Source organism: Lysobacter niastensis (genome assembly GCF_015453285.1).
In the GTDB taxonomy this organism is placed as follows: domain Bacteria; phylum Pseudomonadota; class Gammaproteobacteria; order Xanthomonadales; family Xanthomonadaceae; genus Lysobacter_J; species Lysobacter_J niastensis.
On record NZ_JADLZT010000006.1, the window covers coordinates 1 to 26296 of the forward strand.

The 26296-nt window shown below is 67.2% G+C and carries 29 protein-coding genes; 15 read left to right on the plus strand and 14 right to left on the minus strand.

Going from position 1 to position 26296, the window contains the following annotated elements:
* Positions 1-59 precede the first annotated feature (59 nt).
* The 4 genes from IU514_RS11005 to IU514_RS11020 all read left to right on the plus strand — a co-directional run bounded on the left by IU514_RS11005 (position 60) and on the right by IU514_RS11020 (position 4212).
* Positions 60-980 carry a M14 family metallopeptidase gene (locus IU514_RS11005; protein ID WP_194931176.1) on the plus strand — a complete coding sequence of 307 codons (921 nt, stop codon included), beginning with the start codon at positions 60-62 and terminating at the stop codon, positions 978-980.
* A 72-nt stretch (positions 981-1052) separates the two neighbouring features.
* Positions 1053-2591 carry a M20/M25/M40 family metallo-hydrolase gene (locus IU514_RS11010; protein WP_194931177.1) on the plus strand — a complete coding sequence of 513 codons (1539 nt, stop codon included), beginning with the start codon at positions 1053-1055 and terminating at the stop codon, positions 2589-2591.
* A 125-nt stretch (positions 2592-2716) separates the two neighbouring features.
* A complete protein-coding gene (locus IU514_RS11015; RefSeq protein WP_194931178.1) occupies positions 2717-2956 on the plus strand; it encodes a hypothetical protein in 240 nt (79 codons plus the stop codon).
* 80 nt (positions 2957-3036) lie between these two features.
* Entirely contained in the window at positions 3037-4212 is a 1176-nt protein-coding gene (locus IU514_RS11020; RefSeq protein WP_194931179.1) for a glycoside hydrolase family 18 protein, read from the plus strand.
* 3 nt (positions 4213-4215) lie between these two features.
* Here IU514_RS11020 and IU514_RS11025 read toward each other — a convergent pair whose 3' ends face one another.
* Positions 4216-4839: a DUF4136 domain-containing protein gene (locus tag IU514_RS11025; protein WP_194931180.1), complete on the minus strand. Its 624-nt coding sequence runs from the start codon at positions 4837-4839 to the stop codon at positions 4216-4218.
* A gap of 134 nt (positions 4840-4973) precedes the next feature.
* Here IU514_RS11025 and IU514_RS11030 point away from each other — a divergent pair, with 134 nt between their 5' ends.
* On the plus strand, positions 4974-6998 hold the full coding sequence (locus IU514_RS11030) for a M13 family metallopeptidase (RefSeq protein WP_194931181.1): 2025 nt from the start codon (positions 4974-4976) through the stop codon (positions 6996-6998).
* A gap of 112 nt (positions 6999-7110) precedes the next feature.
* Here IU514_RS11030 and IU514_RS11035 read toward each other — a convergent pair whose 3' ends face one another.
* The gene (locus tag IU514_RS11035; protein WP_194931182.1) at positions 7111-7536 is read right to left on the minus strand and encodes a PspC domain-containing protein; all 426 of its coding nucleotides are present in this window, start codon (positions 7534-7536) and stop codon (positions 7111-7113) included.
* Positions 7537-7715: 179 nt separating this feature from the next.
* Between IU514_RS11035 and IU514_RS11040 the strand changes: the two genes are divergently transcribed.
* The 4 genes from IU514_RS11040 (at position 7716) to IU514_RS11055 (ending at position 12501) form a co-directional block, all read left to right on the plus strand.
* Positions 7716-8810, plus strand: coding sequence for a M23 family metallopeptidase (locus IU514_RS11040; protein ID WP_194931183.1), 1095 nt, complete (start codon positions 7716-7718; stop codon positions 8808-8810).
* A gap of 89 nt (positions 8811-8899) precedes the next feature.
* Entirely contained in the window at positions 8900-11425 is a 2526-nt protein-coding gene (locus tag IU514_RS11045) for an alpha/beta hydrolase family protein (RefSeq protein WP_194931184.1), read from the plus strand.
* Between the two features lie 121 nt (positions 11426-11546).
* Positions 11547-11975, plus strand: a complete 429-nt coding sequence (locus tag IU514_RS11050) for a VOC family protein (RefSeq protein WP_194931185.1) — start codon at positions 11547-11549, stop codon at positions 11973-11975.
* A gap of 127 nt (positions 11976-12102) precedes the next feature.
* Positions 12103-12501 (plus strand): YciI family protein, encoded by a 399-nt coding sequence (locus IU514_RS11055; RefSeq protein WP_194931186.1) that lies wholly within the window; start codon positions 12103-12105, stop codon positions 12499-12501.
* A 37-nt stretch (positions 12502-12538) separates the two neighbouring features.
* Here IU514_RS11055 and ahr read toward each other — a convergent pair whose 3' ends face one another.
* Complete coding sequence (gene ahr, locus IU514_RS11060; protein ID WP_194931187.1) at positions 12539-13546, minus strand: NADPH-dependent aldehyde reductase Ahr; 1008 nt, start codon at positions 13544-13546, stop codon at positions 12539-12541.
* A 505-nt stretch (positions 13547-14051) separates the two neighbouring features.
* Between ahr and IU514_RS11065 the strand changes: the two genes are divergently transcribed.
* Entirely contained in the window at positions 14052-14225 is a 174-nt protein-coding gene (locus IU514_RS11065; protein WP_194931188.1) for a hypothetical protein, read from the plus strand.
* Positions 14226-14251: 26 nt separating this feature from the next.
* Here IU514_RS11065 and IU514_RS18965 read toward each other — a convergent pair whose 3' ends face one another.
* Together IU514_RS18965 and IU514_RS18970 are read right to left on the minus strand one after the other, a co-directional pair.
* Positions 14252-14731 (minus strand): YaiI/YqxD family protein, encoded by a 480-nt coding sequence (locus tag IU514_RS18965; RefSeq protein ID WP_324187822.1) that lies wholly within the window; start codon positions 14729-14731, stop codon positions 14252-14254.
* A complete protein-coding gene (locus tag IU514_RS18970; protein ID WP_228760671.1) occupies positions 14728-14877 on the minus strand; it encodes a hypothetical protein in 150 nt (49 codons plus the stop codon). Before IU514_RS18970 ends, IU514_RS18965 begins: the two co-directional genes overlap by 4 nt.
* A gap of 158 nt (positions 14878-15035) precedes the next feature.
* Between IU514_RS18970 and IU514_RS11075 the strand changes: the two genes are divergently transcribed.
* Positions 15036-15314 carry a hypothetical protein gene (locus IU514_RS11075; protein WP_194931189.1) on the plus strand — a complete coding sequence of 93 codons (279 nt, stop codon included), beginning with the start codon at positions 15036-15038 and terminating at the stop codon, positions 15312-15314.
* A 53-nt stretch (positions 15315-15367) separates the two neighbouring features.
* Here the strand turns inward: IU514_RS11075 and IU514_RS11080 are convergent, their stop codons facing one another.
* The 5 genes from IU514_RS11080 to IU514_RS11100 all read right to left on the minus strand — a co-directional run bounded on the left by IU514_RS11080 (position 15368) and on the right by IU514_RS11100 (position 19313).
* Positions 15368-15913, minus strand: a complete 546-nt coding sequence (locus IU514_RS11080; protein ID WP_194931190.1) for a peroxiredoxin — start codon at positions 15911-15913, stop codon at positions 15368-15370.
* Positions 15914-16015: 102 nt separating this feature from the next.
* Positions 16016-16813 (minus strand): DUF4019 domain-containing protein, encoded by a 798-nt coding sequence (locus IU514_RS11085; RefSeq protein ID WP_194931191.1) that lies wholly within the window; start codon positions 16811-16813, stop codon positions 16016-16018.
* 118 nt (positions 16814-16931) lie between these two features.
* On the minus strand, positions 16932-17444 hold the full coding sequence (locus tag IU514_RS11090; RefSeq protein ID WP_194931192.1) for a cupredoxin domain-containing protein: 513 nt from the start codon (positions 17442-17444) through the stop codon (positions 16932-16934).
* Positions 17445-17665: 221 nt separating this feature from the next.
* Positions 17666-18040: a DUF1428 domain-containing protein gene (locus tag IU514_RS11095; protein ID WP_194931193.1), complete on the minus strand. Its 375-nt coding sequence runs from the start codon at positions 18038-18040 to the stop codon at positions 17666-17668.
* A 130-nt stretch (positions 18041-18170) separates the two neighbouring features.
* Complete coding sequence (locus IU514_RS11100; protein WP_194931194.1) at positions 18171-19313, minus strand: serine hydrolase domain-containing protein; 1143 nt, start codon at positions 19311-19313, stop codon at positions 18171-18173.
* 131 nt (positions 19314-19444) lie between these two features.
* Here IU514_RS11100 and IU514_RS11105 point away from each other — a divergent pair, with 131 nt between their 5' ends.
* Both IU514_RS11105 and IU514_RS11110 read left to right on the plus strand, forming a co-directional pair.
* Positions 19445-21109: a sulfatase family protein gene (locus IU514_RS11105; RefSeq protein ID WP_228760672.1), complete on the plus strand. Its 1665-nt coding sequence runs from the start codon at positions 19445-19447 to the stop codon at positions 21107-21109.
* A gap of 84 nt (positions 21110-21193) precedes the next feature.
* Positions 21194-21679: a GNAT family N-acetyltransferase gene (locus IU514_RS11110; RefSeq protein ID WP_194931195.1), complete on the plus strand. Its 486-nt coding sequence runs from the start codon at positions 21194-21196 to the stop codon at positions 21677-21679.
* Between the two features lie 12 nt (positions 21680-21691).
* Here IU514_RS11110 and IU514_RS11115 read toward each other — a convergent pair whose 3' ends face one another.
* The 3 genes from IU514_RS11115 to IU514_RS11125 all read right to left on the minus strand — a co-directional run bounded on the left by IU514_RS11115 (position 21692) and on the right by IU514_RS11125 (position 23644).
* Positions 21692-22168 carry an NUDIX domain-containing protein gene (locus IU514_RS11115; protein ID WP_194931196.1) on the minus strand — a complete coding sequence of 159 codons (477 nt, stop codon included), beginning with the start codon at positions 22166-22168 and terminating at the stop codon, positions 21692-21694.
* A 13-nt stretch (positions 22169-22181) separates the two neighbouring features.
* Positions 22182-22532, minus strand: coding sequence for a hypothetical protein (locus tag IU514_RS11120; protein ID WP_194931197.1), 351 nt, complete (start codon positions 22530-22532; stop codon positions 22182-22184).
* Positions 22533-22600: 68 nt separating this feature from the next.
* The gene (locus IU514_RS11125) at positions 22601-23644 is read right to left on the minus strand and encodes a sensor domain-containing diguanylate cyclase (protein ID WP_228760673.1); all 1044 of its coding nucleotides are present in this window, start codon (positions 23642-23644) and stop codon (positions 22601-22603) included.
* Between the two features lie 120 nt (positions 23645-23764).
* Here IU514_RS11125 and IU514_RS11130 point away from each other — a divergent pair, with 120 nt between their 5' ends.
* Positions 23765-24130, plus strand: coding sequence for a hypothetical protein (locus tag IU514_RS11130; protein ID WP_194931198.1), 366 nt, complete (start codon positions 23765-23767; stop codon positions 24128-24130).
* Positions 24131-24198: 68 nt separating this feature from the next.
* On the plus strand, positions 24199-25158 hold the full coding sequence (locus tag IU514_RS11135) for a homocysteine S-methyltransferase family protein (RefSeq protein WP_194931199.1): 960 nt from the start codon (positions 24199-24201) through the stop codon (positions 25156-25158).
* A 7-nt stretch (positions 25159-25165) separates the two neighbouring features.
* Here the strand turns inward: IU514_RS11135 and IU514_RS11140 are convergent, their stop codons facing one another.
* Positions 25166-26233, minus strand: a complete 1068-nt coding sequence (locus IU514_RS11140; RefSeq protein ID WP_194931200.1) for a protein kinase family protein — start codon at positions 26231-26233, stop codon at positions 25166-25168.
* Between the last annotated feature and the right edge of the window lie 63 nt (positions 26234-26296).

The window sequence follows — 26296 nt, forward strand, 5'->3', positions numbered from 1 at the left end:
GCGGGTCCGGTACCCGCCGCGCTTCCATCACGAAAGATTCCCCACGGAGTGACGCACGAATGACTGATCAGGCCTTCTATCCCATCGGCACCCCCGGCCAGCCCTGGGGCGACGCGGAAAAGGCCGGATGGCTGGCGCGCCAGGTCCGTCACCGCAGCTACGTGGACGAAGTGGTCAGCAAGATCGATGCGCTGCGTTCGCGTTTCGACGTCGCCGAGTACGGCCGGTTGCATTACGGCGACGACAGCTACCCGCTGCTGGCGATCAGGAGCCGCGACTGGAACGACGCGCTGCCCGTCGCGCTGGTGACCGGCGGCGTGCACGGCTACGAGACCAGCGGCGTGCATGGCGCGCTGCAGTTCGTCGACCTGCATGCGGCGGACTACGCCGGCAAGATCAACCTGCTGGTGGCGCCGTGCATCAGCCCGTGGGCGTACGAGCGCATCCACCGCTGGAACGCCAACGCGATCGACCCGAACCGCTCGTTCCGCGCCAACAGTCCGGCCGAAGAGTCGGCGGCGCTGATGCTCCTGGTGGCGCCGGTGAGCGATGGCGTGCTGGTGCACATCGACCTGCACGAAACCACCGACACCGACGAATCCGAGTTCCGGCCGGCGCTGGCCGCGCGCGACGGCAAGCCGTACGAGCCGGGCGGGATTCCCGACGGCTTCTACGTTGTCGACGATGCCGAACACCCGCAGCCCGGATTCCAGCAGGCGGTGATCGAAGCGGTAGCCAAGGTGACCCACATCGCCCCGGCCGACGGGAACGGCGAGATCATCGGCTCGCCCGTGGTCGCTCCGGGCGTCATCGAGTACGCGCTGAAGCCGCTCGGTCTGTGCGCGGGCGTCACCGATGCCCGCTACAAGACCACTACCGAGGTCTATCCCGACAGCCCGCGCGCGACGCCCGAACAGTGCAACGCCGCGCAGGCGGCGGCGGTGTGCGCGGCCATCGATTACGCGCTGGCTCACCGGTAACCGCATACAAATCCAAAGCGGCGCGAACACCGCGCCAGACTCGTTTTCACCATCACTGCTGGGGAGCGTCGCATGGGGACATGGGGTCTTGAAGGTCGGGTCGCGCGGAAGCGCGCATGGAAGCTTGCAGCGCTGTCGCTGCTGATCGCAGGGGCCACGCAGGCCGCCACGCCGGATCGCGATGCGATCAAGGCGCAGGTCGCGCAACGCCACGATGCTTCGGTGAAGGCGCTGCAGGAGTGGATCGCGCTGCCGTCGATCGCGGCCGAGAGCCGCAATTCGCAGCAGGGTGCCGAGTACATGGCGAAGCTGGCTCGCGAGGCCGGCTTCCAGCATGTCGAGATCGTCGACACCGGCGGCAAGCCTGGCGTGTACGCCACGCTCGATGCCGGCGCGCCGACCACGGTCGGCCTGTACTTCATGTACGACGTCAAACAGTTCGATCCGGCGGAATGGTCGTCGCCGCCGCTGGAAGGCCGCATCGTCGACAAGCCCGGCGTGGGCAAGGTGATGGTCGGTCGCGGCGCGACCAACCAGAAAGGGCCGGAGATGGCCTTCCTGACGGCGCTGCATGCGATCCGCGACGCGAAGCAGGCGATGCCGGTCAACCTGGTGCTGGTGGCCGAGGGCGAGGAGGAGATCGGATCGCCCAACATCGGCAAGCTGGTTCTGCGTCCCGATATCCAGGCGGCGCTGAAGAAGAGCATCGGCGTGTTCATGCCGATGGGCCTGCAGGATGGCGATGGCACGGTGACCGTCAACCTGGGCGCGAAGGGCGTGATCGAGCTGGAGCTGGTTGCCGACGGCAACGCCTGGGGGCGCGGCCCGTCGAAGGACGTGCACTCCTCGCTGAAGGCGATGGTCGACAGTCCCGCGTGGCGTCTCGTCAAGGCGCTGGACACGCTGGTGTCCGACGACGGCAATACCGTCGCGATCGACGGCTACCCGAAGGCGGCACCGCTGACGGCAGACGAGCGCGCGATGATCGCCAAGTCGACCGCCGCGCGCGATGAAGCCCTCGCCAAGCGGAACCTCGGCGTGCCGCACTGGATCGACGACCTGTCGTGGCAGCAGGCCAACGAGCGGCTGGTGTCGCAGCCGACGATCAACATCGAGGGCCTGGTCGGCGGCTACACCGGCGTCGGTGGCAAGACCGTGCTGCCGCACCGCGCGGTGGCGAAGATCGACATGCGGCTGGTGCCGCCGATGACGCGCGATGGCGCGGTCGCCGCGCTGAAGGCGCACCTGGCCAAGCGCGGCTACGGCGACATCGCCGTCAATGTCAGCGGTGGCTACGACCCGACCAGCACCGACGCGGACTCGCGCCTGATCCAGTCGCAACTGGCGGTGCTGCGTCGCGACGGATTCGACCCGCTGCTGTGGCCGCGCATCGCGGGCTCGTACCCCGGCTTCGTCTTCACCCAGCCGCCGTTGTCGCTGCCGGCCGCGCACTTCGGCCTCGGCCGCGGCGGCGGCGCGCACGCTCCGGATGAGTTCTTCGTCATCGAATCCGCGCACCCGAAGGTGCAGGGTTTCGACGGCGCGGTCATGTCGTACGTCGACTACCTCTTCGAACTGGGCCGTCCGACAGGCGTGGCGACGGGCCGCTGAAGCGAGGGCCCGCTGAAGCGAGGGGCCGCGTCCTGCTGGCGTGCCGGTGCCCGGCTTGACCTGGATCAGGGCAGGGAAGCCCACCGGCGCGCACGCTGTCGCCACCTCAACGACAGCAGGCGACCATGGACTACCACCTCATCCTCGCGGGTCCGGCACCGGACCTGGCTTCCTTCGATGCCGCACTGCGTGACGCGGACCCGTCGGCGCTGATGGACCTGGACCGGACCGGACGGATCGTGAGGCTCTCGACGGCGCTCGACGAAAGCGAGATCGGCGCGCTGCTGGCCAACGGCCTTTCCGCGCTGCCGGCCGTGCGGATCGAGCGTCAGCCTTCGAACTGCTGCGGCGGTTGCGGCGGCTAGGCCATGTAGCGGGGGACCTCCGCGGGTGAGGGCGCGACAGGATAGGATCGTCGCGCCCGGCCCATTCTGCGGAGGTAGCGATGCTTCGACATTTCCTGGCAACCATGGCGCTCGTCTTCGCCAGTCTTGCCGCAAGCATCGCTCACGCCGATGGCGCTCCCGCGGACACGGTCATCGGGGCCTATTACCCCGGTGGCTCGGCCGGCCGCTACCCGATTGCGAGAATCCCGGCCGATCGGATCACGCACCTGTTCTATGCCTTCGCGCGCATCGAGGATGGCCGTTGCGTCGTCGCTGCGGACGCAGGCGAGCATTTCGCTGAGTTGGCGAAGCTCAAGCGCGCGCATCCTCGCCTGCGCACGCTGATCTCGATCGGCGGCTGGGAAGCGGGCGGGTTCTCCGATGCTGCGCTCTCGGAGGAATCCCGCAAGCGCTTCGTGGCGTCCTGCATCGCGATGTTCTTCGACCAGCATCGCGGCAGTTTCGACGGTGTCGACATCGACTGGGAGTTTCCGGTCTACGGCGGGCCGAAGCACATCGTCGCGCGGCCGCAGGACAGGGAGAACATGACGCGGCTGGCGCAGGAGTTCCGCCGCCAGCTCGATGCGCTGGACAAGCAGCGCAGGCAGGCGCTGCTGCTCACCGCTGCGTTGCCGGCGGGCCGCATGCAGTCCGACGGCCCGTACGACCCCGCGCGCAGCTTCGACCTGGCGGCGCTGGGCAACACGCTCGATTTCATCAACCTGATGAGCTACGACATGGGCACCGCATTCTCGGCGGTGGCCACGTTCAACGCGCCGTTGCGCGAGGTCCCGGCCGATCCGCTGGACCCGGAACTGCGCCGCTGGAACAACGTCGAGGGCGCCGTCGACTACTACCTCCAGCACGGCGTGCTCGCCAGCAAGCTGGTGCTGGGCGTGCCGTTCTACGGACGCGGCTTCCGGGTGTCCACCGATGCCAACGACGGCCTGTACCAGCCCTACAGCGGCACCTACGACGCGGGCAACTGGAGCGACATCAAGGGCAAGCTGCTGGGCAATCCGCAATGGCAACAGCACTGGCACCCGATCGCGCAGACGCCGTGGCTGTTCAACGCAGCCGAGCGCATCTTCGTCAGCTATGAAGATCCGAAGTCGATCGGGCTGCGAGCGCAGCTCGCGAAGGACCGCAGCCTGCGCGGCGTCTTCATGTGGGAACTGACCGGCGACGACGAGCAGCACAGCCTGCTGCAGGCGATGACGAAGCCGTTCGACTGAGCGCTATTTCGCCGGTGCGCGCGGCAGTTGCTCCAGCGTGCGCGTCGCGATCGCGTCGAGGTTGACCTTCTTCGCGTCCTTCGCGCGCACCGACCCGCGATACAGCGCACGCCACAGCACGCGAATGTCGGAGGGCTGGATCACCTCGACCATCAGGCCGCCCTCGACCTCGTCGACGGTGTGGACCTTGATCGTCGGCACGCCGTTCTCGCCCTGGGTCACGATCTGCGAGCAGCCGGCGCCGAGACTGCATTCCACCGCGGTTTCCGGCGCGCTCGCCAGCGTGGTGGATTCGCGCACGGTGGCCTGCTGCACGTCGCGCACGCCGACGCGGTAGGCGACGGCGATGTCGGCTTGGCGCAGGTCGTCGATGCGGCGGTAGCCCTTGGCCTGCAGCGCCTTGTCGAGCGAGGCCTGCAGACGCGCACGCAGTTGCGGGTCCTGCACGCGCGGGTCGGACTCGGCAGAAAGTCGGGCCGGCATCGGCACCCAGGCGTAGGTGGGGCCGGGCAGGGAGGCCGCGGACTGGGAAACTTCCACGTGGGCACTCGGTTCCTGCGCGGCGGTGGCGGGCATGGCGGCGGACAACGCGGTGCAGCAGGCGAGCACCAGGGCCAGCGTTCTCATGGGGGCCGTTCTCCCGTAGCGGTCGGTCCACTCTGGGTGCCGCCGCATCACGGCCGCGTGACGTGTGGCACGGCTCATTGCCCCGCGGCCCGGGCTAGAGTGGCCGCCAATCTGCCAGCGAAGGAGTCGTTGCCGTGAACCGGTCAAGCCTTTCGATTGCCGTCGTGCTCGCCACCGCCACGCTGTCAGCCTCGGCCGGCGCGTTGCACGGCATCGACCCGAACGACATGAACCGCAGCGCTGCGGCATGCACCGATTTCTTCGACTACGCCAACGGCGCCTGGCGGCAGCAGAACCCGATCCCCGATTACATGGATCGCTGGAGCCGGCGCTGGCAGTCCGGCGAGGTCAACAAGGAGCACGTGCGCGATATCCTGGCCGACGTATCGGCGAAGACCGACTGGCCCAAGGGCAGCGCCGAGCAGCTCGCCGGCGATTACTACGCGGCCTGCATGGACGAAAGCCGTGTCGACCAGCTCGGCATGAAGCCGATCCAGCCGTGGCTGGACGAGGTCCGTGCGATCAAGTCCCGCGCCGACCTGCAGAAGACCATGCGCCACCTGCATACGGTCGGCATCGCGGTGCCGTTCGTGCTGTATTCCAACCAGGACCTGCACGAGCCGACGCAGGTGATCGCCCATGTCGATGCCGGCGGCCTCGGCATGCCCGACCGCGACTACTACCTCAAGCCCGAGGCGCGTTTCGTCGAGGCGCGCGCGAAGTACCACGAGCACGTGGCGAAGGTGCTCACGCTGGCCGGTGCCAAGCCGGATGCGGCGAAGGCGGCAGCCGACACCGTGTTCGAGTTCGAGAAGCGCCTGGCGCAGGCATCGCTCGACAACGTGGCGTTGCGCGACCCGGTGCAGCAGGACCACAAGATGGACTTCGCCGGCCTGCAGAAGCTGGCGCCGTCGTTCGACTGGGCCGCGTACTTCGACGATGCCAACATCCCGCGCATCGGCCTCAACGTCACCCAGCCGAAGTTCCTGCAGCAGGTCGACAAGGAACTGAAGAGCACGCCGGTCGAGCAGTGGCGCACGTACCTGGAATGGACCGTGCTGCGCGCCGCTTCCGATTCGCTGCCCGAACCATTCGTGCAGGAGAAGTTCGCCTTCTACGGCAAGTACCTGAGCGGCGCGACCGAGATCAAGCCGCGTTGGAAGCGCTGCGCCGAGGACACCGACAGCCAGCTCGGCGATGCGCTGGGCCGCGCCTACGTGGAGAAGTACTTCCCGCCTGAGGCGAAGGCGCGGATGCAGGACATGGTGAAGAACATCCTGCTGGCGATGCACGACGACATCGAAGGCCTGGACTGGATGAGCCCGCAGACCAAGGCCAAGGCATTGGAGAAGCTGGCCACGTTCAACCCCAAGATCGGCTACCCCGACAAGTGGAAGGACTACCAGGGCGTCAGCATCGTACGCGGCGCTTATCTCGACGATGCGATCGCCACGTCGCGCTGGAACGTCGCCGACGATCGTTCGCGCATCGGCAAGCCGGTGGATCGCGACCGTTGGGGCATGACGCCCCCGACCTCGAACGCCTACTACAACCCGTTGTTGAACGAGATCGTGTTCCCGGCCGGCATCCTGCAGCCGCCCGCGTTCGACGTCACCGCCACCGATGCGGTCAACTACGGCGCGATCGGCGTGGTGATCGGCCACGAGATCAGCCACGGCTTCGACGACCAGGGCGCGCAGTTCGACGCGCAGGGCCGCCTGGCCAACTGGTGGACGCCGGAGGACAACGCCAAGTTCCAGGCCAAGGGGCAGTGCGTAGTGAAGCAGTTCGAGGGTTACTTCATCGAACCGGGCATCCACCACAACGGCAAGCTGGTGCTGGGCGAGTCGATCGGCGACCTGGCCGGCGCCAAGCTTGCGTACAAGGGCTATCTGAAATCGCGCGAAGGCAAGGGGCCGGAGCCGACCATCGACGGCTTCACGCCGGAGCAGCAGTTCTTCATCGCCTGGGGCCAGTGGCGTGGCGACGAGACGCGTCCGGAAACGCAGCGCACGATGATCCAGGGCGATCCACACCCGATCGCGAAGTACCGCGTCAACGGACCGCTGTCGAACCTGCCCGAGTTCCGCGCGGCATTCAGCTGCAAGGCCGGCGACCCGATGGTGCGTCCGGAGGCGGATCGCTGCGAGGTCTGGTGATCGGACCCGCGCAGGCATGAGGAACCCGGGCGCTCCCGGGGTTCCTCATGGAAGTGATGGAGGCACGCAGTCCCGGGCAGCGAAGCGCGCCCGGGACTGTCGTCGTGCGAACTCACGTTGCCGATGAAGCGGGCTCGGCCTTCGCGATGAAAATCCACAGCAGCAGATAGGCGACCAGGCCGAAGCCTCCGGCAAAGACCAGTCCGGCGAAGGCGGTGCGCCACATCCATGCCGGAACCGGCGTGTACTCGCCCAGGCCGCCGCAGATGCCGGCGAACTCGCAGTCGGTGGCGGAACGGCGCAGCGCGGCGAGGTCCCAGTCCGGGCCGGCGTGCGCACCCGTGCTGCCCGCGGCCGGCATCAGCCACCACATCAGCAGATACGCGATCAGTCCGGCACCGCCGCTCAACGCGGTGAGCACGAAGATCACGCGCCACACCACCGACGGCACCGGCGTGTACGCGCCCAGTCCGCCGCAGATGCCATCGATCACGCGGTCGTTGGAGGATTTGCGCAGTTCCTGCAGCTTCCAGTCCATCACAGCCTCCGTCGCGGGCCGCCGCGAAGCGCAGCGGCGATGTCGGAATGTTCAACCCGGAGCGCATGGCCGGCAACTGCAGGAAGTCACCCGCACTGAACGGTGCTTGCGCGACGCTCAGCGCTGCCCGCGCATCCAGTAACTGAACCCCGCCGCACGTTGCATGCCGGAGATGCCTCATGGTCGATCGTCGCCAGTTCCTTTCCGCGGGTGCTGCCTGCCTTGCCGCCTCCGCCATCGGTGGCGTCTCCCGGGCAGCGGAACGCCCGGGCCAGCCAGAAGCCGTGGAAGGTTTCGAGCTGTCCGTCCAGCCCGGTCGTGTGTTCAAGCGGAGCGCCGACCAGAACCGGCTTCGGCATGAGCAATGGGTATTCACGCTGGTGTTGCTGTCGCGAGAGCCTCGCGAGGTGCAGATCGAGCGCCTGACCATCCGCAACGCGGCGGGTACCACAGTCAGAAGCGAGACGACGTATCCGCAGGCAGTCGCAAACGCGATCAATCTGGTTCCCGCGGTTGCTGCGCAGCCCGCCCGCGATAGGTATCCGGTCGCGGCATTCCAGGTCGCCGACAGCATGGCCGGCGCGCTCGCCATCGATCGCGTGGCGTGCGAGCTCGCCTGGCGCCGGGACGGGAAGCAGGAGCACCTGGCCAGGGAGTTCCCGCTGGAGACCTACCGGCAGCGGACGGAGCTGATATTTCCCTTCGTGGGGCGCGGCCTGATCACACAGGGCGGGGCATGGAACGACGGCCATCGCAACCGCAGTGGCGCTTTCGCGATCGACGCCATCGGGCTCGGCGACGTCTACGCGATGATGGTCGCTGACGGCGATGCCCCCGCAGCGACCGCCGGCTGGGGCAGGGCGATCATCGCGCCGGCGGCGGGAACGGTGGTCGTCGCGCGAGGTGACAGGCCCGACCAGCCCGTCGTTGGGGTGTCCGACCCGAAATACTTCGCACCGGAGTTCCCCCAGGGAGGGGATCCCGGCAATCACTGCGTCATCGACCACGGCAACGGCGAGTTCAGCCTCGTCGCGCACCTGCAGCAGGGATCGCTGCGCGTCCGCATCGGCGACCACGTCGTGCAAGGCCAACCGCTGGGACGGCTCGGAAACTCCGGCGACTCCAGTGCGCCGCACGTGCATCACCAGTTGCAGTCCGGCCCGCAATGGACGAATGCCGACGCGCTGCCGCACGCCTATCGCAACGGGCCGCGGCAACACCATGACCGGGGCGCGATTTTCGACGCCATCGAGGGCGCTGCCCCCTCCGCCTGAGCCGTTCCCAATCGAGGCACAGCGGTTGCTATCCTGCCGGCGGGGCGGCTGGGGCAGACCCGGCCGAAGCAGGAACGGACGGGGGATTCATGCACGAGGACTTGGGTGACCTGCACCAGCGCACGCGGGCGGGTGCCATGGGACTGACGCGCTGGCTGGTGTCGGTTGCCCTGTTGGCCATGGCATCGCAGGCGATGGCGATGCGGCAGATCGACCCGGGCGAAGCGGTCAAGCTCGCCCCCGACGAAGGACTCGTCGTGCTGGCGGTGGAGGCCTCCGCGCCGATCAGCAGCGTCCATGTCGGCAACGTGGGCGGTGGCACGGCGGAAGTGCTGAACTACCTCAACGTCGGCCGCAGCCTGCGCATGTTCGCCACCAAGGCCGGCGAGTACGAGTGGAAGCAGGTCAACGTGCTGGGCTGGTCGACGCGCACGCGCTTCGAGCTCGACGAGAAGCAGTACCGCTTCAAGGTGGAGGCGGGGAAGATCAACTACGCGGGAGACCTGATCCTGCGCCCGACCAGCTGGACCACGCTGGCGGTCCACGTCGCCAATCACTCGCTGCCGGTGATCGACTGGCTGGAAACGCAGCATGCGGACTTATACCGGCAGCTGCCGTTCCAGTACGAAGGCCTGTATCCCGATCCGTTCCCGGACTACTACCGCACGGTGCGTGCCGGCAACACGCAGACGCCGGAGCAGCTCAATGCCGGCAAGGAGCCACCGAAGCCCGGCACGCTGCCGATCCCCGCCGAAACGATGTGGAAGGCCGGGCGCATCATCGCGTTCAACCTCAATCCCGGCGGCGACCTGCTCGCCGAAACCGAGCTCGAGGACAACGGCAAGTACGCGCTGGAACTGATCAACCTGGCCAAGGGCACCTCGCAGCGCCTGGCCCTGTCGAGCCGCCCGGCGTATTCGCTGATGTGGAAGGACAACTACGTGCTGATCGCCAACAACGGCAACGGCAACCACACCGTGTTCCACGTCGGTCCGCACGACGGCAGCAAGCACGAGATCGAGCGGCTGCCCATCGTCGGTTCGGGGCGCGTCGTCGACCTGCTGCCGAACGAGCCGGGTCTCATCCTGTTCGAAGGCTTCGACAGCCGCGGTGAACTCGCGGTGCATCGCATCGCACTGATCGGCGACAAGGACATCCGCGACTACGCATCCGCGAAGAGTCGCGACCGCCTCAATATCGGCGCCAGCAAGGACTTGCGCTGGTACGCCGACGGACACGGGCGCCTGCGCATGGCCATGGTGGTGCGCGACGGCACCCCGGTGCTGGTGCACGGCCGCGATGGTGTGTTCACTGAGGTGTGGCGTCCCAAGGCCGAAGGCGGCTTCGACCCCGAAGGCCTGTCGTACGACGGCGACATCATCTACGGCCTGACCGACGACGACCGCGCGCAGCGCGACCTCGTCGCGCTGGATCCGGCCACGCGCAAGATCACCCGCACGCTGTTCTCCAAGCCCGGCGTCGACGTGCTGAGCATGGTCACCAACAACCGCCGCGAACCTGTCGCCGTGCGTTACTACCAGTCCGGGCGTCTGGTCACCGAGTATTTCGACAGTGCCAGCCAGCAGCAGGAGCAGGCCCTGCAGGCGGCGTTCCCCGAACGCACCGTCGCCGTCGTCGATCGCAGCCAGGACGACGGTCACCTGATCCTGTGGGTGGATGGCAGCGACCATCCGCCGCAGCTGTTCCACTACGACGCGACGAAGAAGCGCGCCGAACTGCTGGAAGACTACGCGCCGTGGCTGTCGAAGCTGACCTTCGCCCCGGCGCACGTCATCAAGACCAAGGGCAGCGATGGCCTGCCGATCGAAGCGTTCCTGACGCTGCCCGCCGGAAGCGGCAAGCGGCCGCTGGTGGTGTTCCCGCATGGCGGACCGATCGGCATCAGCGACGACCTGCACTTCAATCAGGACGTGCAGTTCCTCGCTTCGCAGGGTTACGCGGTGCTGCAGGTCAATTTCCGCGGCTCGGATGGCTACGGCAAGGCGTTCCGCGAGGCCGGCCACGGCAACTACGGCCGCCTGATCGAGGACGACATCGACGCCGCCCTGCGCGCGGCGCTGGCCGAGTATCCGCTCGACGAAAGCCGCATGTGCACGCTCGGCGCCAGCTACGGCGGCTACTCCGCGCTGGTGTCGGCGATCCGTTGGCCGGGCCGCTTCCGCTGCGCCGTGTCGATGTCGGGCGTCAGCGATCGCGTGCTGTTCTTCACCGCCAGCGACTGGGGTCGCGACGAACAGGTGCGTCCGCTGGCCGAACGCATGATGGGCAACCCGCGCACCGACATGGCCGAGATGCAGGCGCGCTCGCCGCTGTACCACACCAAGGAACTGAAGGTGCCGGTGATGCTGGTGCACGGCCGCGACGACGTGCGCGTCGACTTCGAGCACACGCGCCGCCTGGTGCGCATGCTCAACCTGCAGGGCGATCCGCCGGTGGTGCTGGCTTTCCCCAACATGGGCCACGGTTTCGACGATCCAACGGCGATCGACATCGCGTGGACAGGCATCGCCGGCTTCCTCAAGGAACATCTGGGTGCAACGAATGCCGTGACGGCGTCGGGTAGCGCGCCGGCCACAACGCAGACCACCCACTGATTGATGGGGACACTCCGGGACGGTCTCGCCCTCGTCCCGGAGTGCAGGCATCACTCGCCCGTGACGCGGGCGATACGCCACGGCTGCTACAACCCGCTGCTCGTCATCACAGGAGCAACGGATGGAAACCCAGGAACTGCATCGCGGCCGCCTCATCGACCACATCCAGCTGGTCGTGCGTGATCTGCCCGCCAGTCAGGCGTTCTACACGGCCGTGTTCGATGCGCTGAAGGTGCCGATTGCCGGCACCGGCGACGACTACTTCTGGGCGGACGAGCTGTTCGTCTCCACCGCCGACAGCGAGGCCGCGCAGGGCGAGCTGACCGGGCGTCACCACATCGCGTTCCAGGCACAGGACCGCGCCATGGTCGATGCGTTTCACAAGGCGGCGCTGGCCGCCGGCGGCCGCGACAACGGCGCCCCGGGCGAGCGTGCGTACCATCCCGGCTATTACGGCGCCTTCGTGCTCGATCCAGACGGCAACAACATCGAAGCGGTCCATCACGGCGAGGCCAGGCGCAGCGCGCCATCGGTGAAGGTCACCTTCTGAAGAAATGTTTTGCCGGAGATGTCGATCCGGCGCCTCACCAATCGTCGTCATGACAGGAGCGCGGTTTCCGTCGTCCGGATACCCCCGGTCAGCCGCGCGCCGTCACCCCAACAACAGAGGACTCACCATGCGCTTTCTTTCCATGATCCGCGTCGAAGAGAACACCGGCCAGGTTCCCAGCGAACGGCTGATGACCGAGATGGGCCAGTTGATCGACGAGATGACGAAGTCCGGCGTCCTGCTCGACACCGCCGGGTTGCGACCGACCTCCGAAGGGGCCCGTGTGCGCCTGCGCAACGGCAAGCTGTCGACGGTCGACGGCCCGTTCACCGAAGCCAAGGAAGTCATCGGCGGCTTTGCCCTGCTCGAGGCCGCGTCGCTGGAAGAGGCGCTCGAGCACACCCGGCGTTTCCTCGCCATCCACGGCGATGAGTGGAACCTCGAGTGCGAGGTGCGTCCGCTCGAAGAGCCTGGCGACATGCAGAACTGCGCAGCCCAGGCCAAGGACGCCCACAACTACGCCTGAAGCCTGACGCACGGAGCCCGTTGGCGGGCTCCGTCGTTCACGCGTCCAGCACGATCCGGTAGCGCGCCTTGCCGGCGCGCAGGTGGTCGAGCGCGTCGTTCACGCGGTTCATCGGGAAGTGCTCGGTCTGCGGCGCGATGCCGTGTCGCGCAGCGAAGCCGAGCATCGCGTCGATGGTGCCGCGCGATCCTGTCGGCGAGCCCGATATGCTGCGCTGGCCCATGATCAGCGAGAACGCCACCACCGGGATCGGCTCCAGTACCGCGCCGACCACGTGCAGCTTGCCGCCCGGTGCGAGCGCGCCGACCACGCCGTCCCAGTCCAGCGGCACGTTGACGGTGTCGATGATCAGGTCGAACGTGCCGGCCAGTTGCTTGAGCGCGGCGCTGTCGCGACTCGATACCACATGGTGCGCGCCGAACGCGCGCGCTTCCTCGGCCTTGGAGTCGCTGCTGGTGAACGCCGTCACCTCGCAGCCCCAGGCGCGGCAGAACTTCAGCGCCATGTGGCCCAGCCCGCCGATGCCGATCACGCCGACGCGGCTGGTCGGGCGGATGCCGAGGATTTCCAGCGGTGCGTACACCGTGGTGCCGCCGCACAGCAGCGGTCCGGCTTCGGAGTAGGGCAGAGCGTCCGGAATAGGGGCTGCCCACACCCAATGGCAGCGCACCTTGTCGGCAAACGCACCGTGACGCCCGGCGATCGTGCCGATCACTTCGCTGCACAGGTGCTGGCGCCCGGCGAGGCATTGATCGCAATGCAGGCAGCTCGACGCATTCCAGCCGATGCCGACGCGCTGGCCGACCTTGAGTCCCTTGGCCTGCGGCCCCAGCGCCACGACGCGCCCGATGCCCTCGTGCCCCGGCACGAACGGATACGTCGTCATGCCCCAGTCGTTGTCGAGCATCGACAGGTCCGAATGGCAGATGCCGCAATGCTCGATGGCGATCTCCACATCCTCGGCGCCGAGCGGCCCCGGGTCGTATTCGAACGGTTCCAGCTTCCCACCCGCGGCCTTCGCCGCCCACGCCTTGATCGTCGCCATCGCTCGCACTCCGGGCAGAGGGGACGATGCTACGGATGGGGCGTTTGGTTGTTGTGATTGCTGGACGATCCGACGTGCGCGCGTCGGATTTATGAATTTCTCCTTCGAACGATGCGCCGAGACCGGCGACAGAATGTCTCCCCGAAGATGCCATCTTGCGCTGATGCAGACCCGCGACCAGGTGCGATTGCGCAGCGTCTGATCGAGTCGCGTGCCGCTTCCGATGACGACGAAGCGCCCCTGCCGTCGCAATGCTTCGAGCGCCTGGCCGGGGATCTCGACGGCGTCGTCGGTGCCGCGCATTGGTTGGCCGAGCGGGGCAAATAATGACGCTGTGCAGGGCAGTTAGTGACACTCCGTGGCGACCTTGTGACGCTCCTTCACGTGCGTGATAACCGCTCGTCCGAAGCATGCGCTGATCGCGAAAATCACGTTTGCCTATCGGGCTTGCAAGGGCTATATCTCCGCCCCGGGCGGCTGTCTCCGCCGCCGGACAGGGGGCGTTATGAGCTACACCAAGATCGGGCTGGTGTTTTTCTTCATGTACGTGGTTTTGTCGGTGGTGCAGCGCATGCTTGAAGGTGCGGAGCTGTCCACCACCATCGCGTTGTCGACCGTGTTGATCGGCATGATGGCGACCGTGATGTTCGTCGGCGTGGTTCGCGTGGTGGGGAAGTGATCCCGGGGATCACGGACGGCTGATCGCTACTCAGGCGACGGCGCACCACGCGGCCGCTGCGCCAGCCAGCGGTCCAGCTGGCTGGCGAAGTTCTGGCTGTCTCGGGCGTGGAAGGCGGACGGTCCGCCGGTCTGCACGCCGGCGCCTCGCAGTTCTTCCATGAAGTTTCGGATCGACAGGCGCTCGGCGATGTTGTCGGCGGTGTAGCGCTCGCCGCGCGGGTGCAGCGCGACCGCGCCTCTTTCCAGTACACGTGCCGCGAGCGGGATGTCCTGCGTGACCACGAGGTCGCCGGGATGGACGCGCTCGACGATGGCGGTGTCGGCCACATCGTATCCGCCGGCCACCTGCAGCGACCGGATGAAGCGCGAGGGTGGCGTGCGCAGCCACTGGTTGGCGACCAGCGTGACCTGCACGCGGGCGCGTTCAGCTGCGCGAAACAGGATTTCCTTGATCACGCCGGGGCAGGCGTCGGCGTCAACCCAGATCTGGGTCGGCTCGCTCACCTGCGCGAGGGGTCGTCTTCGCCGCCAGGTGCCGGCGGGTTGGCACTGTCCTTGGTGCGCTGCTTCTTGGCTTGCTTCTCGTCCTGCTTCTTTTTCTTGGCGAGTTCGCGCTGCTTTTTCTCGAAGGAGTAGTTGGGCTTGGCCATGGGCGATCTCGTTGGGAAGGTCCCAGTGTACCGGTTGCGCGCGGTGGCGACGTTGCCCGGTCGGTGGAGGCCCCTGCCCGAACCGGGTGAGCCCGGTGTGAAGCCGGCATCGCCGTTCACGCGCAGAATGGGCCCCTACCGGCATTGAGGAGGGACCGATGACCACGCCAACCGACGACACGGCCGTCCTTCAGGCGCTGCTCGACCGGCTCGTGAAGGTCAGGCTGCCAAGGGCGATGGAGCTGCGGCAGCGCGTCTTCGCGGGCGAGCGGCTGAGCGATACCGACATCGCTTTCCTGAAGGAAGCCCTGGAGGACGCACAGCAGGGCCAGCATTTCGTCGCGCGCAACCCGCAGTTCCACAAGGTGGGAATCCAGCTGGTGCAGCTGTACGACGAGATCATCCAGAAGGCGACGGAAAACGAACAGGGCGCGTGATGCGCCCTGTTCTGTAGGCTGCTCCGGACACAACGCCCGGACCGTGAGGCGGCTTACTTCTTCAACGCCTGCACCGCATCCAGCGTTTCCTTGACGTGCTGGCCCGGGTTGAGGTCCGAGTGGACGTGCACGATCGTGCCGTTCTTCGCGATCACGTAGGACGTGCGGTTGGACCATTCCGGCTTCTTGTCGAGGATGGCGTCGTACTGCTTGGCGATCTTCGCGCCCGGGTCGGCGGCGACCGGGAACTTGCCCGCGCAGTGCTCGGTTTCCTTGGAGAAGTCGGCCAGCTCATTGATGTTGCCGGCGGTCACGCCGATCACGCTGGCGCCGCTGGCTTTGAACTGGTCGATGGCCTTGGAGAACATGCCGGCTTCCAGGTTGCAGCCGGGCGTGTGCGCAGCCGGGAAGAAGTACACGACCACCGGGCCCTTCTTCAGCGCGTCGGCGAGCTTGAAGGTGAAGGGCTGACCGGCGAGGTAGGCCTGCGCGCTGAACTCCGGCGCCTTGGTTCCTTCCTTCAGTGCGGCCAGCGACGGCGCGACGAACGCGACGGTGCCGATGAGGCCGAGGGCGGCGGTCTTGAGCAGGGGATTCATGAGGACTCCGGATTGGGTTCGGGACGGCGCAGAGGGTACACCGCCGGCCGTGGGTTGGCGCTGCCGACGGTGTGATGACGGCCCCATCGCGACAGCCATCCTTCAGTCGCGGCAGCCCACCTGTGCGCGCATGGCAGGGAGCTGTTCCGGCGGGACTTTCGCCATCACCTCGGGCGGCATTTGCGCTTCCTCCTCGCGGACGATGCGGTAGCTGCCATCCGCTTGCCTCAGCCAGACCACATAGCCGCAATAGAACGCGGCGTTGGCGTAGCCGGCGCTGTAATCGGCCGCAGCGTAGCGTCCTGGCGTGGGCGCGTTGGGCGGATTGTCGTACCACGTCACGCGCACCACCTGGCGTCGCTCGGGCCGACCCGAGGCCGCATTGAACGCGGCACGGGCGTCGCGCCATGAGGCTTCGGTGAACATCCCGGCGCTGCTCTCGCTGAACATCGCAAGGGCAGACTCGAACGACCCTTCATCCTTGGCGGTGAGGTAGTGCAGCGTCTGTGTGCGGATGCCGGCTTCGTCCTCGGCCGTGGGCGGTGTCGCCGGGGCCGGTGGCGGCGGCGAAAGCCGGGAGGCCGTGATCGCGGTGCCACAGCGCACTTCCTGCATGAAGCGCACCGAAGCGTGCGACACGCCGGATGGCTTCGTACCCGCCAGCGGCGCATTGGACTCGAAGCGGTAGCGGCCGAGCTGCACAGGCAAAGCACCGCACAGCTCCGTCGCCGCAGGTCCCAGGCGCTGCTGCGCAAGGTCCGGGTCGGTCACGCCGGCCAGTTCGACGCTCAATTCGAACCTCCCATCGCCCACTGGCTTGACCTCGACCTGCGCGGAATCGCCGGCGGTGGCGCGCATGGCGAATGCGGCAACGATCAGTGCAACTGCGGAACTGCGCATGTCCGTGGTTCCCCCGTGTCCCCGTGCGCACGATACGCGAGCCGGAAATCGCCCGCAGCCATGCCCGGACACGGCCTCGGCCATGCCCGGGCGGTCGTCATCCGTTTCCGGGGCGATGCTATTTCTGTACGACCACGTACCCGTACATGCCGCCGGTGAAGTGCGGGACGATGCCGCAGATCACCAGGAACGTGCCCGGATCGTCGAAACGCACGGCTTCGATACGGTCGATGGGCTGCAGCGTCGGGTCGAGGCCGCGATAGATGCGACCGTTCGGGTCGTTGATGATCGGCACCGGCGGATTGGGCACCGGACCGGTGGTCGAGACGGGATTCGAGATGTCGATGTCCCCGGGCTCGATGCCGTCTTCATAGACGGCGATGTTGTGCAAGCCGGAGATGATGAAGTTCACCGTGCCGCCGGCCTTGATCTTCACCACGTTCGGCGTGACCAGATGGTCGTTGTTGAGCCGGGTGTTGGACGAGTTGGGGAAGCGATCCAGCGGCGGCGAGCTCATCCAGGCGCCGAAGGTGACGGTGGCGGTCTCGTGGGGATTTTCGGCGGAGGCCGGAAGGGCCGTCAGTCCCAGGGAGAGGACAGCGGCCACCAGCGGGAAGCGGAATCGATTCATGGCGCAGCTCCGTGTTGTGATGCAGCCCGCAAGGCGAGCGCACACTTCACAACGCGGAGGCTTGTCAGGCGCCGGTCAGGAAAATCGTGACCCCGATGGGTCATCGTGCCCCTGTCGGGTGATCGGGTGCGCGACATGTCATCCCCGCGAAAGCGGGATCCACGGTTCGGGCGATGGATGCCCGCCTGCGTGGGGATGACGGACTACCGGGTTGGACAGGCTCAGCTGGATTTCGATTTCGACCCGAGTTCGACCACCGGAGAGAAGCCGCCGTAGATCAGGCGCATGCCATCGAATGGCATCGGGTTCACTTCGGGCTTCATGCGCGGGTCGTCCATGACCTTCTTCATTCCGGCATCGCGAGTCGGCTTGTCGGGCCATTCGATCCAGGAGAACACCACGGCTTCGTCGTCCTTGGCCTTCACGGCGCGGCGGAAGTCGGTCTGCTTTCCGTCCGGTACATCGTCGCCCCAGCATTCGAGGACGCGGGTGGCGCCGTATTCCATGAAGACCGAGTCGCCCTGCCGGGCGTGATCGATGAACTTCTGCTTGTTGGCGGTGGGGACGGCCAGTACGAATCCGTCGACGTAAGACATGGTGGAGCCTCCTGTTCGAGTGCACGGTCGAACAGGCAAGGTGACCCGGCCCGGGTTAAGGGCAGGTCACCGGATGGGAAAAAACGGGTCGCCGGCCTGTGTGGCAGCTAAACGATGGGCGCGCGCATCGTCATGCCGGCGGCTGCATCGCCTCCAGCACTTTGGTGATGGTGCCCGGCAGGTCCTGCGTCCAGCGCAACACGACGACGAGGTCGTGCTCGCGGTCGATGTAGATGTAGTGGCCGCCAAAGCCTGCGGCCCAGAACGCCGACTCGGGCGCGGCGGGGATTGCCTTGCGACCGGTGTTGAGCCACCACAGGTAGCCGTAGTCGGACTTCACCGGCGAGGGACGCGTGGCCTGCGCGATCCATTCCTTCGACAGCAGGCGCTTGCCGCCCCAGTCGCCGTTGCGCAGCATCAGCAGGCCGAAGCGTGCGTGGTCTGCGGCGCTGATGAACATGCCGCCGCCGAAGTGGCCGCCTCCCGACACCGACTGCATGCTCAGGCCATCGACCGTCGTCCACGAGTTGTCGTAGCCGTGCCAGCGCCACGTCGCCGAGGCGCCGATCGGGTCCATGATGCGTTCCCTCAGCACGACCGGCAGCGGGTCGCGCAGCACCTGCAACAGACTGAAGGCCAGCAGGTTCACGCGCACGTCGTTGTACTTGTAGTGCGTGCCGGGCGTGTGCAGTTCGCGCTTCGACGGGTCGTCGCCTTCCGGGCGATCGGCCCAGTCGTGCACGTCCCAGAGCGTGCCGCTCCAGTCGGACGTCTGCTGCAGCAGATGGGTCCAGGTGATCGGGCCGTTGTGCTCGCCCTCGTACCACGGGCCGGGGACGTACGACGCGACGCGGTCGTCGACGGCGTGGATGCGGCCTTCCGCGATGGCCAGCCCGGCGACGGTGGACAGGTAGCTCTTGGCGACGCTGAAGGTCATGTCGGGGCGGTCGACGTCGCCCCATTCGGCGACGATGCGGCCGCCGCGCACGACCAGGCCGCTGGCCTGCGCGCGCGGGTACACCGGTCCGAGGATGCGGTAGCCGGGCTCGCGTTCGCGGTAGTAGTCGAGCAGCACCTGGCGCATGTCCGAGGGTTCGACTTCGGCCTTGCTCTTCGCGTACTCGACGGCGGCGGCGAGCTTGCCTGCATCGAATCCCGCCTTCGCCGGCGCCTGCCGCGCCCAATCGTGCCGCGGCGGGACGTAATCGGCGGCCCAGGCGGGCGAGCCGAGCAGCAGTGCCGTGCACATGAAAGCGTGGATCAGGCGGAGCATCGGACTGTCTCGGTGGTGGCGGCTAGCGCGCAGCATAGCGGCTGGTGACGTACCGTTGGCCGGGCGATGAGTACCCGGCCGTTGTAGCGGTAATGCGGCGTGTCCGTTGCGGGCATCAGCGGGGGAAGGCGATGAGCGATGCACAAGGGGTAGGGCCGTACAACATCCTGTTCCTGCTGACAGACCAGGAACGGTTCTTCCGGCCCGGCGAACTGCCCGATGACTTGAGCCTGCCTGCGCACGAGCGCCTGGCGAGACACGGAACCACCTTCACCAATCACCGCATCAATTCCTGCGTGTGCACGCCGTCGCGATCGGTGCTGTACACGGGCCAGCACATCCAGCACACGCGGATGTTCGACAACACCAACTTTCCATGGATCACCAGCTTGTCCCCCGACATCCGCACTGTCGGCGACATGCTGCGCGAGGCCGGGTACTACACCGCCTACAAGGGCAAGTGGCATCTCACGAAGGAGTTCGAGACCGTCAACAAGCTCGCTGCGCCGACGAAGATCTTTACGCAGGAGATGGAGGCTTATGGCTTCTCGGACTATTTCGGTGTTGGCGACATCATCGCGCACACGCAGGGCGGCTATCTCCACGACAGCATCATCGCCGCGATGGGCGGTAGCTGGCTGCGTGGCAAAGGACGCGAGTTGGCCGGCGAAGGCAAGCCCTGGTTCCTGGCGGTCAACCTGGTCAACCCGCATGACGTGATGTTCTACGACACCGATGCGCCCGGCACTCCGGTGCAAACGCGGCGAGGCCTGGCCCATGTCGCACGTGACCCGGTGGACCCGCTTTACGCTCGGCAATGGAGCTTCGATCTGCCGCGCAGCCACGCACAAGCCCTGGATGCACCGGGGCGGCCGCCTGCCCACCGCGATTTCCTGCGTTCGCACGATGCACTGGTCGGGGCCATCCCCAACGAAGAAGCCCGCTGGCGCCGGCGCCACAACTACTACCTCAATTGCCTGCGCGACGTCGATCGCAACATCGCCACGGTGCTGGATGAACTGGATGCGTCGGGGCTCACCGACAGGACGATCATCGTGCTCACGGCCGACCACGGCGACATGGATGGCGCGCACCAGCTGCATGCCAAGGGAGCGGTGTCTTATCGGGAGCAGAACCATGTGCCGCTTATCGTGGTCCATCCGGCGCACCCCGGTGGCAAGCAGTGCCGCGCCGTCACCTCGCACCTGGACATCGCGCCCACGCTGGTCGCGATGACGGGCGCGCCATCGCAGACGCAGGCGGCCATCAGCCGAGGATTACCGGGAAAGGACCTGAGCGGACTGCTGGCGGCACCCGAAGGCGCGGGCCTGGATGCCGTGCGCGATGGCTCGCTGTTCAACTACAACATGTTCGCCTATCTCGACGGGGACTTCCTGCACCAGGCCATCGACTACATGCAGGAGAAGGGCAGCAAACCCGCCGATATCAAGGCGGCAGGCATCGTCCCGGACATGATGAAGCGCGGCGCGGTTCGCTCGGTCTTCGACGGTCGCTACGTGTTCTCGCGCTACTTCTCGCCCAAGCAGCACAACCGGCCCGACTCGCTGGAGGCGCTGTACCGCTTCAACGACGTCGAGCTGTATGACCACGAGTCCGACCCGCTGGAGATGGACAACCTCGCCGCGAACGGCAATGCACATCGAGATCTCGTCCTGGCGATGAACGAGAAGCTCAACCACCTCATCGACACCGAAGTCGGCGACGACCGTGGACAGATGCTGCCGGGTGGAATCGAAGCGGGGTGGGACGTGACGCCAGAGACGATGGCGCCATGATCGCGACGCCGTGGCGGCTTGGCACAGCGGGACAGGAAAGGCGCCGAGCGGTAGCGTGACGGGAATGATCATCCCGAGGGACGCATGCTGATCCGCGACGCGCATGCCGGCGAGGTCGATCAGCTGGCCCGGCTCTGGTACGACGGCTGGCAGGACGCGCACGCGCGCATCCTGCCGGAGGAGCTGGTACGCGTTCGTACATACGAGAGCTTCCGGGAGCGCCTGCTGGCCGGACTGGATGACGTGAGCGTGGCGGTGGTGGACGGCGAAGCAGCGGGCTTCTGCATGATCCACGGCGACGAGCTCTATCAGCTCTTCGTCGGTGCGAAGGCGCGCGGTTCCGGTGTGGCCGCTGCGCTGGTCACCGACGCGGAATCGCGGCTGGCGGCAACGGGTGTCGAACTGGCCTGGCTGGCCTGCGCGATCGGCAACGAGCGGGCTGCGCGCTTCTACGAGAAATGCGGATGGCGTCGCACCGACGCGATGGTCAATCCGCTGGAAATGCCCGGCGGCATATTGCGTCTGGAAGTCTGGCGTTACGAAAAGCGGGTCGGCCTGGCCGCGTGTTGATCGAAGACACGGTCAGCCCCGCTTCGGTGCAGTCTCCAGCAGGTTCAGTAACGCATCGATCAGTGGTTCCTGCCCGGGCAGGATGCGACGCCGGGCCTCGGCGATGCCGAACCATGCGGCGCGGTCGATCTCCGCGAACTCGGCCATGCGGCCGCTGCGCGGTGGCCATTCGGCGCTGAAGGTGTTGCTGCGCAGCGTGGCGGGATCGAAGTCGCCCTCCATGACGTAAGCCTCGACCCACTTGCCGCTGCGCTGCCGGACGCGGGCGAGCGGCTGCAGGTCGCCGTTGGCCGCACTGCCGAGTTCCTCCTCGAACTCGCGGCGCGCCGCGGCTTCACTGGTTTCGCCTTCGTCGACGAGGCCTTTCGGGATCGTCCATGCGCCTGTGTCGCGGTTGCGCCAATACGGCCCGCCCGGATGGGCGAGCAGCACCTCCAGCGCGCCATCGCGATGGCGGTGCAGCAGGATGCCGGCACTGATCAGGGGCACGGCGCCACGCCGCTCACATCCCGGGCAGCGGCAGGCATTCCATCACCTCGACGCCGTCGCCGGGGAACAGCGTGAAGTGCGGGTGGTTCTCGAACAGCTTCGCCGCGGCTTCATGCGTTTCTGCGCGGACGATGGTGTAGGCGGCCATGTGGTTGCGGATATCGCCGATGCCATCGGTCGCAATGCGCTTGGTCTTGCCGAGCGGCGCACCGTGGTCGACGATCGCCTCCTGATTGTTCTGGACCCAGGCCATCCAGGCCTCTTTACCGGCTTTCTCGCGCGCTTCGCGCTGGGCTGCGTCCAGCGCTTTCCACGCGTCCATGCCGGACGGCGAACCGGTGAAGATGGCGAGGAAGTTCTTCATGGCGCGCTCCTGGCAGCGGAGCGCCGATGCTATCGGGCTGCGCGTGAGCGCGATGCGCAAGGCCCGCGTCAGCCTGCCTGGCTGGCCGTGAGCAGGCGGCGCTGGCGTTTGGCGGCGTACATCGCGGCATCGGCGCTCGCGAGCAGTCCCACGGGATCGGACTGGCTGTCGCCCGCGGCAACCACGCCGATGCTGGGACCGCCGTACTCGATCATGATGTCGCCCAGTTCGAACAGGCCACGCGTGCATTGCGCCAGCCTGTCGTGCAGGGCTTCGATGGCGTGCGGCACGTCGTGGTGTGGCACCAGGCCGAGCACGGCGAACTCGTCGCCGCCGAGGCGGGCGGCGAAATCCTCGGTGCGCAGCGTGCTCGACAGCGCACGGCCGATGGCGGCGAGGAAGCGGTCGCCCGCGTCGTGGCCATGGCGGTCGTTGATGGCCTTGAAGCCGTCCAGATCTATGAAGGCCACCAGCAGCGTCTCGTGCTGGCGCTGGCTGTGGGCGAGGCGCCGCGACATTTCGTGCATCAGGGCGCGCCGGTTGGGCAGGCCGGTGACGGCGTCGATCAGGGCGCTGGCGGCGAGGGCGGCGTTGGCGGCCTGCAACTGGCCGAGCAGCCGCTCGCGTTCCAACTGCTGGCCGATCAGCCGCGAAAACATGCGCAGTGCGCGCTCGGCATCGTCGGTCAACGGCATGCGCTCGGCACTGGCGGCGCACAACGTGCCGTACAGGCTGCCATCCTCCATCCGCACCGGCGTGCTGACGTAGGTCTGGATGCCAAGAGCGCGGGCGGCTTCGGAATCGCCCCAGCAGTCCGCGACGTCGTCGGTGTACGGGCGCTGCTCGTCGAGTGCACGCTTGCACAGCGTGTCGTTCCACGGCACGACCAGCTGCTCGGGGATCCGCAGCTGGCGCGAGTTGCGGGCAAAGAGCACGTTCTGCACGCCGGCCTGTTCGTCGATCGACGTCAGGTAGGTGGACTCCATGCCGGTGAAGGCTTCAAGCACTTCCAGCAGCGGCCGCACCAGCTCCTCCAGCGTGCGCGCCGAGGCCACGGAGTCGGCGAACAGGGCGAACGGCATGGGAGCGGGCGGGGTGGGTAGTGGGTCCATATCCGCATCTTATCGGCAGGGAGCGTCGCAGATTCAGTCCCTTCCCACGATGCAGCGATGAACGGTGCGGGGACGCGGGGCGGCGCGTAACATGCGATTTCCCCACGCAGTCCGCAAGCCATGGAAGACCTGGAACGAAAAGACGGATACGCGCTATTCCGGCCCGTTGGCGCCTACACCTTCCCGCAGGCCGTGCAGGCGGTCGCGGATGCCATCGCGCAGGTGCGCGACGAGGGCATAGGCAAGCTCCTGGCCGTGGGCACCGCGATCCATGGGTTCGATCCGCCGTCCGTCGCCGAACGCCACCAGATGGTGCGTGAATGGGCGGATGTCTCGCAGGGGCGGGTGGCGGTGGCGCTGGTGATGCCGGCGGCGTTCCATGACCCCGAGAAATTCGGCGTGATGGCGGCGCGCAACTTCGGGCTGACCCTCGAGGTGTTCCTGTCCGAGGACGATGCCATCGCCTGGCTGCAGGATCCGCACTAGGCCGTGCCCCATGCTTACGGGGATATGATGGCCCCTGGCGCTGGACCTCATTGCATGCGAGGTGGGACATGCCGCGTTATCGACACGCGCTGCCGCAACTGGGCACGCACCCCTTCCTGACCGACGGCGGCATCGAGACCACGCTGATCTTCCACGAAGGGCAGGAGCTGCCGTATTTCGCGGCCTTCGACCTGCTGCGCACCGAAGAGGGCACGGAGGTGCTGCGCAGATACTTCCGGACCTATGCCGACCTGGCACGATCGCTAGGCACCGGCGTGGTTCTGGAGAGCGCCACCTGGCGGGCCAGCCCCGACTGGGGCGAGCGCATGGGTTACACGGCCGACGAGCTGGCGCAGGCTAACCGCCGAGCGATCCGCCTGCTGGAATCGATCCGTGACGATGCCGGCGCGGACACGCCCGTGGTGATCAGCGGCTGCGTCGGTCCGCGCGGAGACGGCTACATCCCCGACCAGTCGATGACGGCGCAGCAGGCAGCGGATTATCACCGCGCGCAGATCGACGTGTTCGCCGGTACCGAAGCCGACATGGTCTGTGCGATCACGATGAACTACGTCGAGGAAGCCGAAGGCGTGGCCCGCGCCGCGCGCGACGCCGCGATGCCGGTCGCGCTGTCGTTCACGGTGGAGACCGACGGCCGGCTGCCGACCGGCGACTCGCTGCGCTCAGCCATCGAGCGCGTCGACCAGTCCACGTCCGGGTATCCCGCCTACTACATGATCAACTGCGCGCATCCCACGCACTTCGCCGACGTGCTCGAGAGCGGCGAAGGGTGGCTCGGCCGCATCCGTGGGTTGCGCACCAATGCCTCCTGCCTGAGTCATGCAGAACTCAACGAGGCCACCGAACTCGACATGGGCAATCCGGAGGAACTGGCGCGCGAGCATGTCCACCTGAAGCGGCGGATGCCGGCGCTGACCGTACTCGGCGGCTGCTGCGGCACCGACGACCGTCACGTCGCGGCTATCGTGAAGGCGTGCCTGCCGCTGTTCGGGGCGCACCGGCACTGAAGCCCCATCACTCCTGCCGCAGCGGCGGCATCGGGATCGGGATGGCGTGGACGGTGGCGCCGGTGCCCACGCCGCCTTCGCAACCTCCGGGCGGCTGAGTGGAACGGCCGTGGGTGGTAGGCCGCTCGGCCGCCCAGAACATGTAGCCCAGCAATCCCGGCGTGGTGCCGGCACCATTCGGTGCCGCGCTTTGCACGAAGGCGCCGGTGCTGCTCTGCAACGATGCGGCGAAGTGGTTGCATTCCGGCCGTGGCCGGCGGTCGCCGGCCAGGTACAGCGCAGCCGTGAGCTTGGCCGGGGCCAGCGGTTCGACGGCGAGTCCGTGGCGCACGCCATCGATGTGCTCCTGCCAATGGGAGGTGGCGCTGCCCTGGCCGGGCTGCACGTCGGGGACGATCGCATTGGCGTAATCGAGCACGGGCCGGTCGGTGCGTAGCCAGTCGGCGGCAGCCTTTCGGCTGAGATCGACCAGCCAGCGGTTGCCGGCGGCGAGGTCGATAGTCAGGCGTGCCGCAGGACGGCGGCCGGAGGCGTCGTATGGCAGCGCCGAGCGATACGCACTGATGAAGTCCTGCAAGCCGGCGAGGTCGGGACTGCGGTCCTGCTCGTAGTCGATCTCGACACCCACGCCGAGCTGCATCGCCATCTGCGCCGCGGCCAGGCCAAGCAGGGTCGGGTCCCGTGCGAGTGCCGTGTCCCAGGCGCGCGTGTAGGTCACGCCACCGATGGACACCATCACGCGGATGCCGCGGTCGGTGAAGTACCGCACGATCTCCGGCGTCATACCACGCGGGATGCCGTTGAGCGTGGTCGCGTCGGTCGTGCGGTCGAGCAGCTTGAGCGGATGCACGAACGACAGCACCACCAGGTTGACCGATGGCCGGCCGTCGCCGCGATCGACCAGCCAGCGATTCATCGAATCGAACTCGGCGATGCTGCGGGCCTTGCCCCAGTTGCAGCCGTCGTTGGAGCAATGCCACACGCCATAGACCTGGATCTGCGCGGCCCCGGCAGAACCGGTGCGGAACAGTGCAAGCAGCGCGAGCAGCATCCCTGCCAGCATCGACCACCGCATCGTGTGTTCCTCCAACCGCAGGGGGAAGTCGCCGCGCGGTGCGCGGTGTGTAATCCCCTGTGC

Bases quoted from the DNA above. Each gene is read 5' to 3' on its own strand.
- IU514_RS11005 (WP_194931176.1), top strand. From the start codon at position 60: ATGACTGATCAGGCCTTCTATCCCATCGGCACCCCCGGCCAGCCCTGG.
- IU514_RS11010 (WP_194931177.1), top strand. From the start codon at position 1,053: ATGGGGACATGGGGTCTTGAAGGTCGGGTCGCGCGGAAGCGCGCATGG.
- IU514_RS11015 (WP_194931178.1), top strand. From the start codon at position 2,717: ATGGACTACCACCTCATCCTCGCGGGTCCGGCACCGGACCTGGCTTCC.
- IU514_RS11020 (WP_194931179.1), top strand. From the start codon at position 3,037: ATGCTTCGACATTTCCTGGCAACCATGGCGCTCGTCTTCGCCAGTCTT.
- IU514_RS11025 (WP_194931180.1), bottom strand. From the start codon at position 4,839: ATGAGAACGCTGGCCCTGGTGCTCGCCTGCTGCACCGCGTTGTCCGCC.
- IU514_RS11035 (WP_194931182.1), bottom strand. From the start codon at position 7,536: ATGGACTGGAAGCTGCAGGAACTGCGCAAATCCTCCAACGACCGCGTG.
- IU514_RS11040 (WP_194931183.1), top strand. From the start codon at position 7,716: ATGGTCGATCGTCGCCAGTTCCTTTCCGCGGGTGCTGCCTGCCTTGCC.
- IU514_RS11045 (WP_194931184.1), top strand. From the start codon at position 8,900: ATGCACGAGGACTTGGGTGACCTGCACCAGCGCACGCGGGCGGGTGCC.
- IU514_RS11050 (WP_194931185.1), top strand. From the start codon at position 11,547: ATGGAAACCCAGGAACTGCATCGCGGCCGCCTCATCGACCACATCCAG.
- IU514_RS11055 (WP_194931186.1), top strand. From the start codon at position 12,103: ATGCGCTTTCTTTCCATGATCCGCGTCGAAGAGAACACCGGCCAGGTT.
- ahr (WP_194931187.1), bottom strand. From the start codon at position 13,546: ATGGCGACGATCAAGGCGTGGGCGGCGAAGGCCGCGGGTGGGAAGCTG.
- IU514_RS11065 (WP_194931188.1), top strand. From the start codon at position 14,052: ATGAGCTACACCAAGATCGGGCTGGTGTTTTTCTTCATGTACGTGGTT.
- IU514_RS18970 (WP_228760671.1), bottom strand. From the start codon at position 14,877: ATGGCCAAGCCCAACTACTCCTTCGAGAAAAAGCAGCGCGAACTCGCC.
- IU514_RS11075 (WP_194931189.1), top strand. From the start codon at position 15,036: ATGACCACGCCAACCGACGACACGGCCGTCCTTCAGGCGCTGCTCGAC.
- IU514_RS11080 (WP_194931190.1), bottom strand. From the start codon at position 15,913: ATGAATCCCCTGCTCAAGACCGCCGCCCTCGGCCTCATCGGCACCGTC.
- IU514_RS11085 (WP_194931191.1), bottom strand. From the start codon at position 16,813: ATGCGCAGTTCCGCAGTTGCACTGATCGTTGCCGCATTCGCCATGCGC.
- IU514_RS11090 (WP_194931192.1), bottom strand. From the start codon at position 17,444: ATGAATCGATTCCGCTTCCCGCTGGTGGCCGCTGTCCTCTCCCTGGGA.
- IU514_RS11095 (WP_194931193.1), bottom strand. From the start codon at position 18,040: ATGTCTTACGTCGACGGATTCGTACTGGCCGTCCCCACCGCCAACAAG.
- IU514_RS11100 (WP_194931194.1), bottom strand. From the start codon at position 19,313: ATGCTCCGCCTGATCCACGCTTTCATGTGCACGGCACTGCTGCTCGGC.
- IU514_RS11105 (WP_228760672.1), top strand. From the start codon at position 19,445: ATGAGCGATGCACAAGGGGTAGGGCCGTACAACATCCTGTTCCTGCTG.
- IU514_RS11110 (WP_194931195.1), top strand. From the start codon at position 21,194: ATGCTGATCCGCGACGCGCATGCCGGCGAGGTCGATCAGCTGGCCCGG.
- IU514_RS11120 (WP_194931197.1), bottom strand. From the start codon at position 22,532: ATGAAGAACTTCCTCGCCATCTTCACCGGTTCGCCGTCCGGCATGGAC.
- IU514_RS11125 (WP_228760673.1), bottom strand. From the start codon at position 23,644: ATGGACCCACTACCCACCCCGCCCGCTCCCATGCCGTTCGCCCTGTTC.
- IU514_RS11130 (WP_194931198.1), top strand. From the start codon at position 23,765: ATGGAAGACCTGGAACGAAAAGACGGATACGCGCTATTCCGGCCCGTT.
- IU514_RS11135 (WP_194931199.1), top strand. From the start codon at position 24,199: ATGCCGCGTTATCGACACGCGCTGCCGCAACTGGGCACGCACCCCTTC.
- IU514_RS11140 (WP_194931200.1), bottom strand. From the start codon at position 26,233: ATGCGGTGGTCGATGCTGGCAGGGATGCTGCTCGCGCTGCTTGCACTG.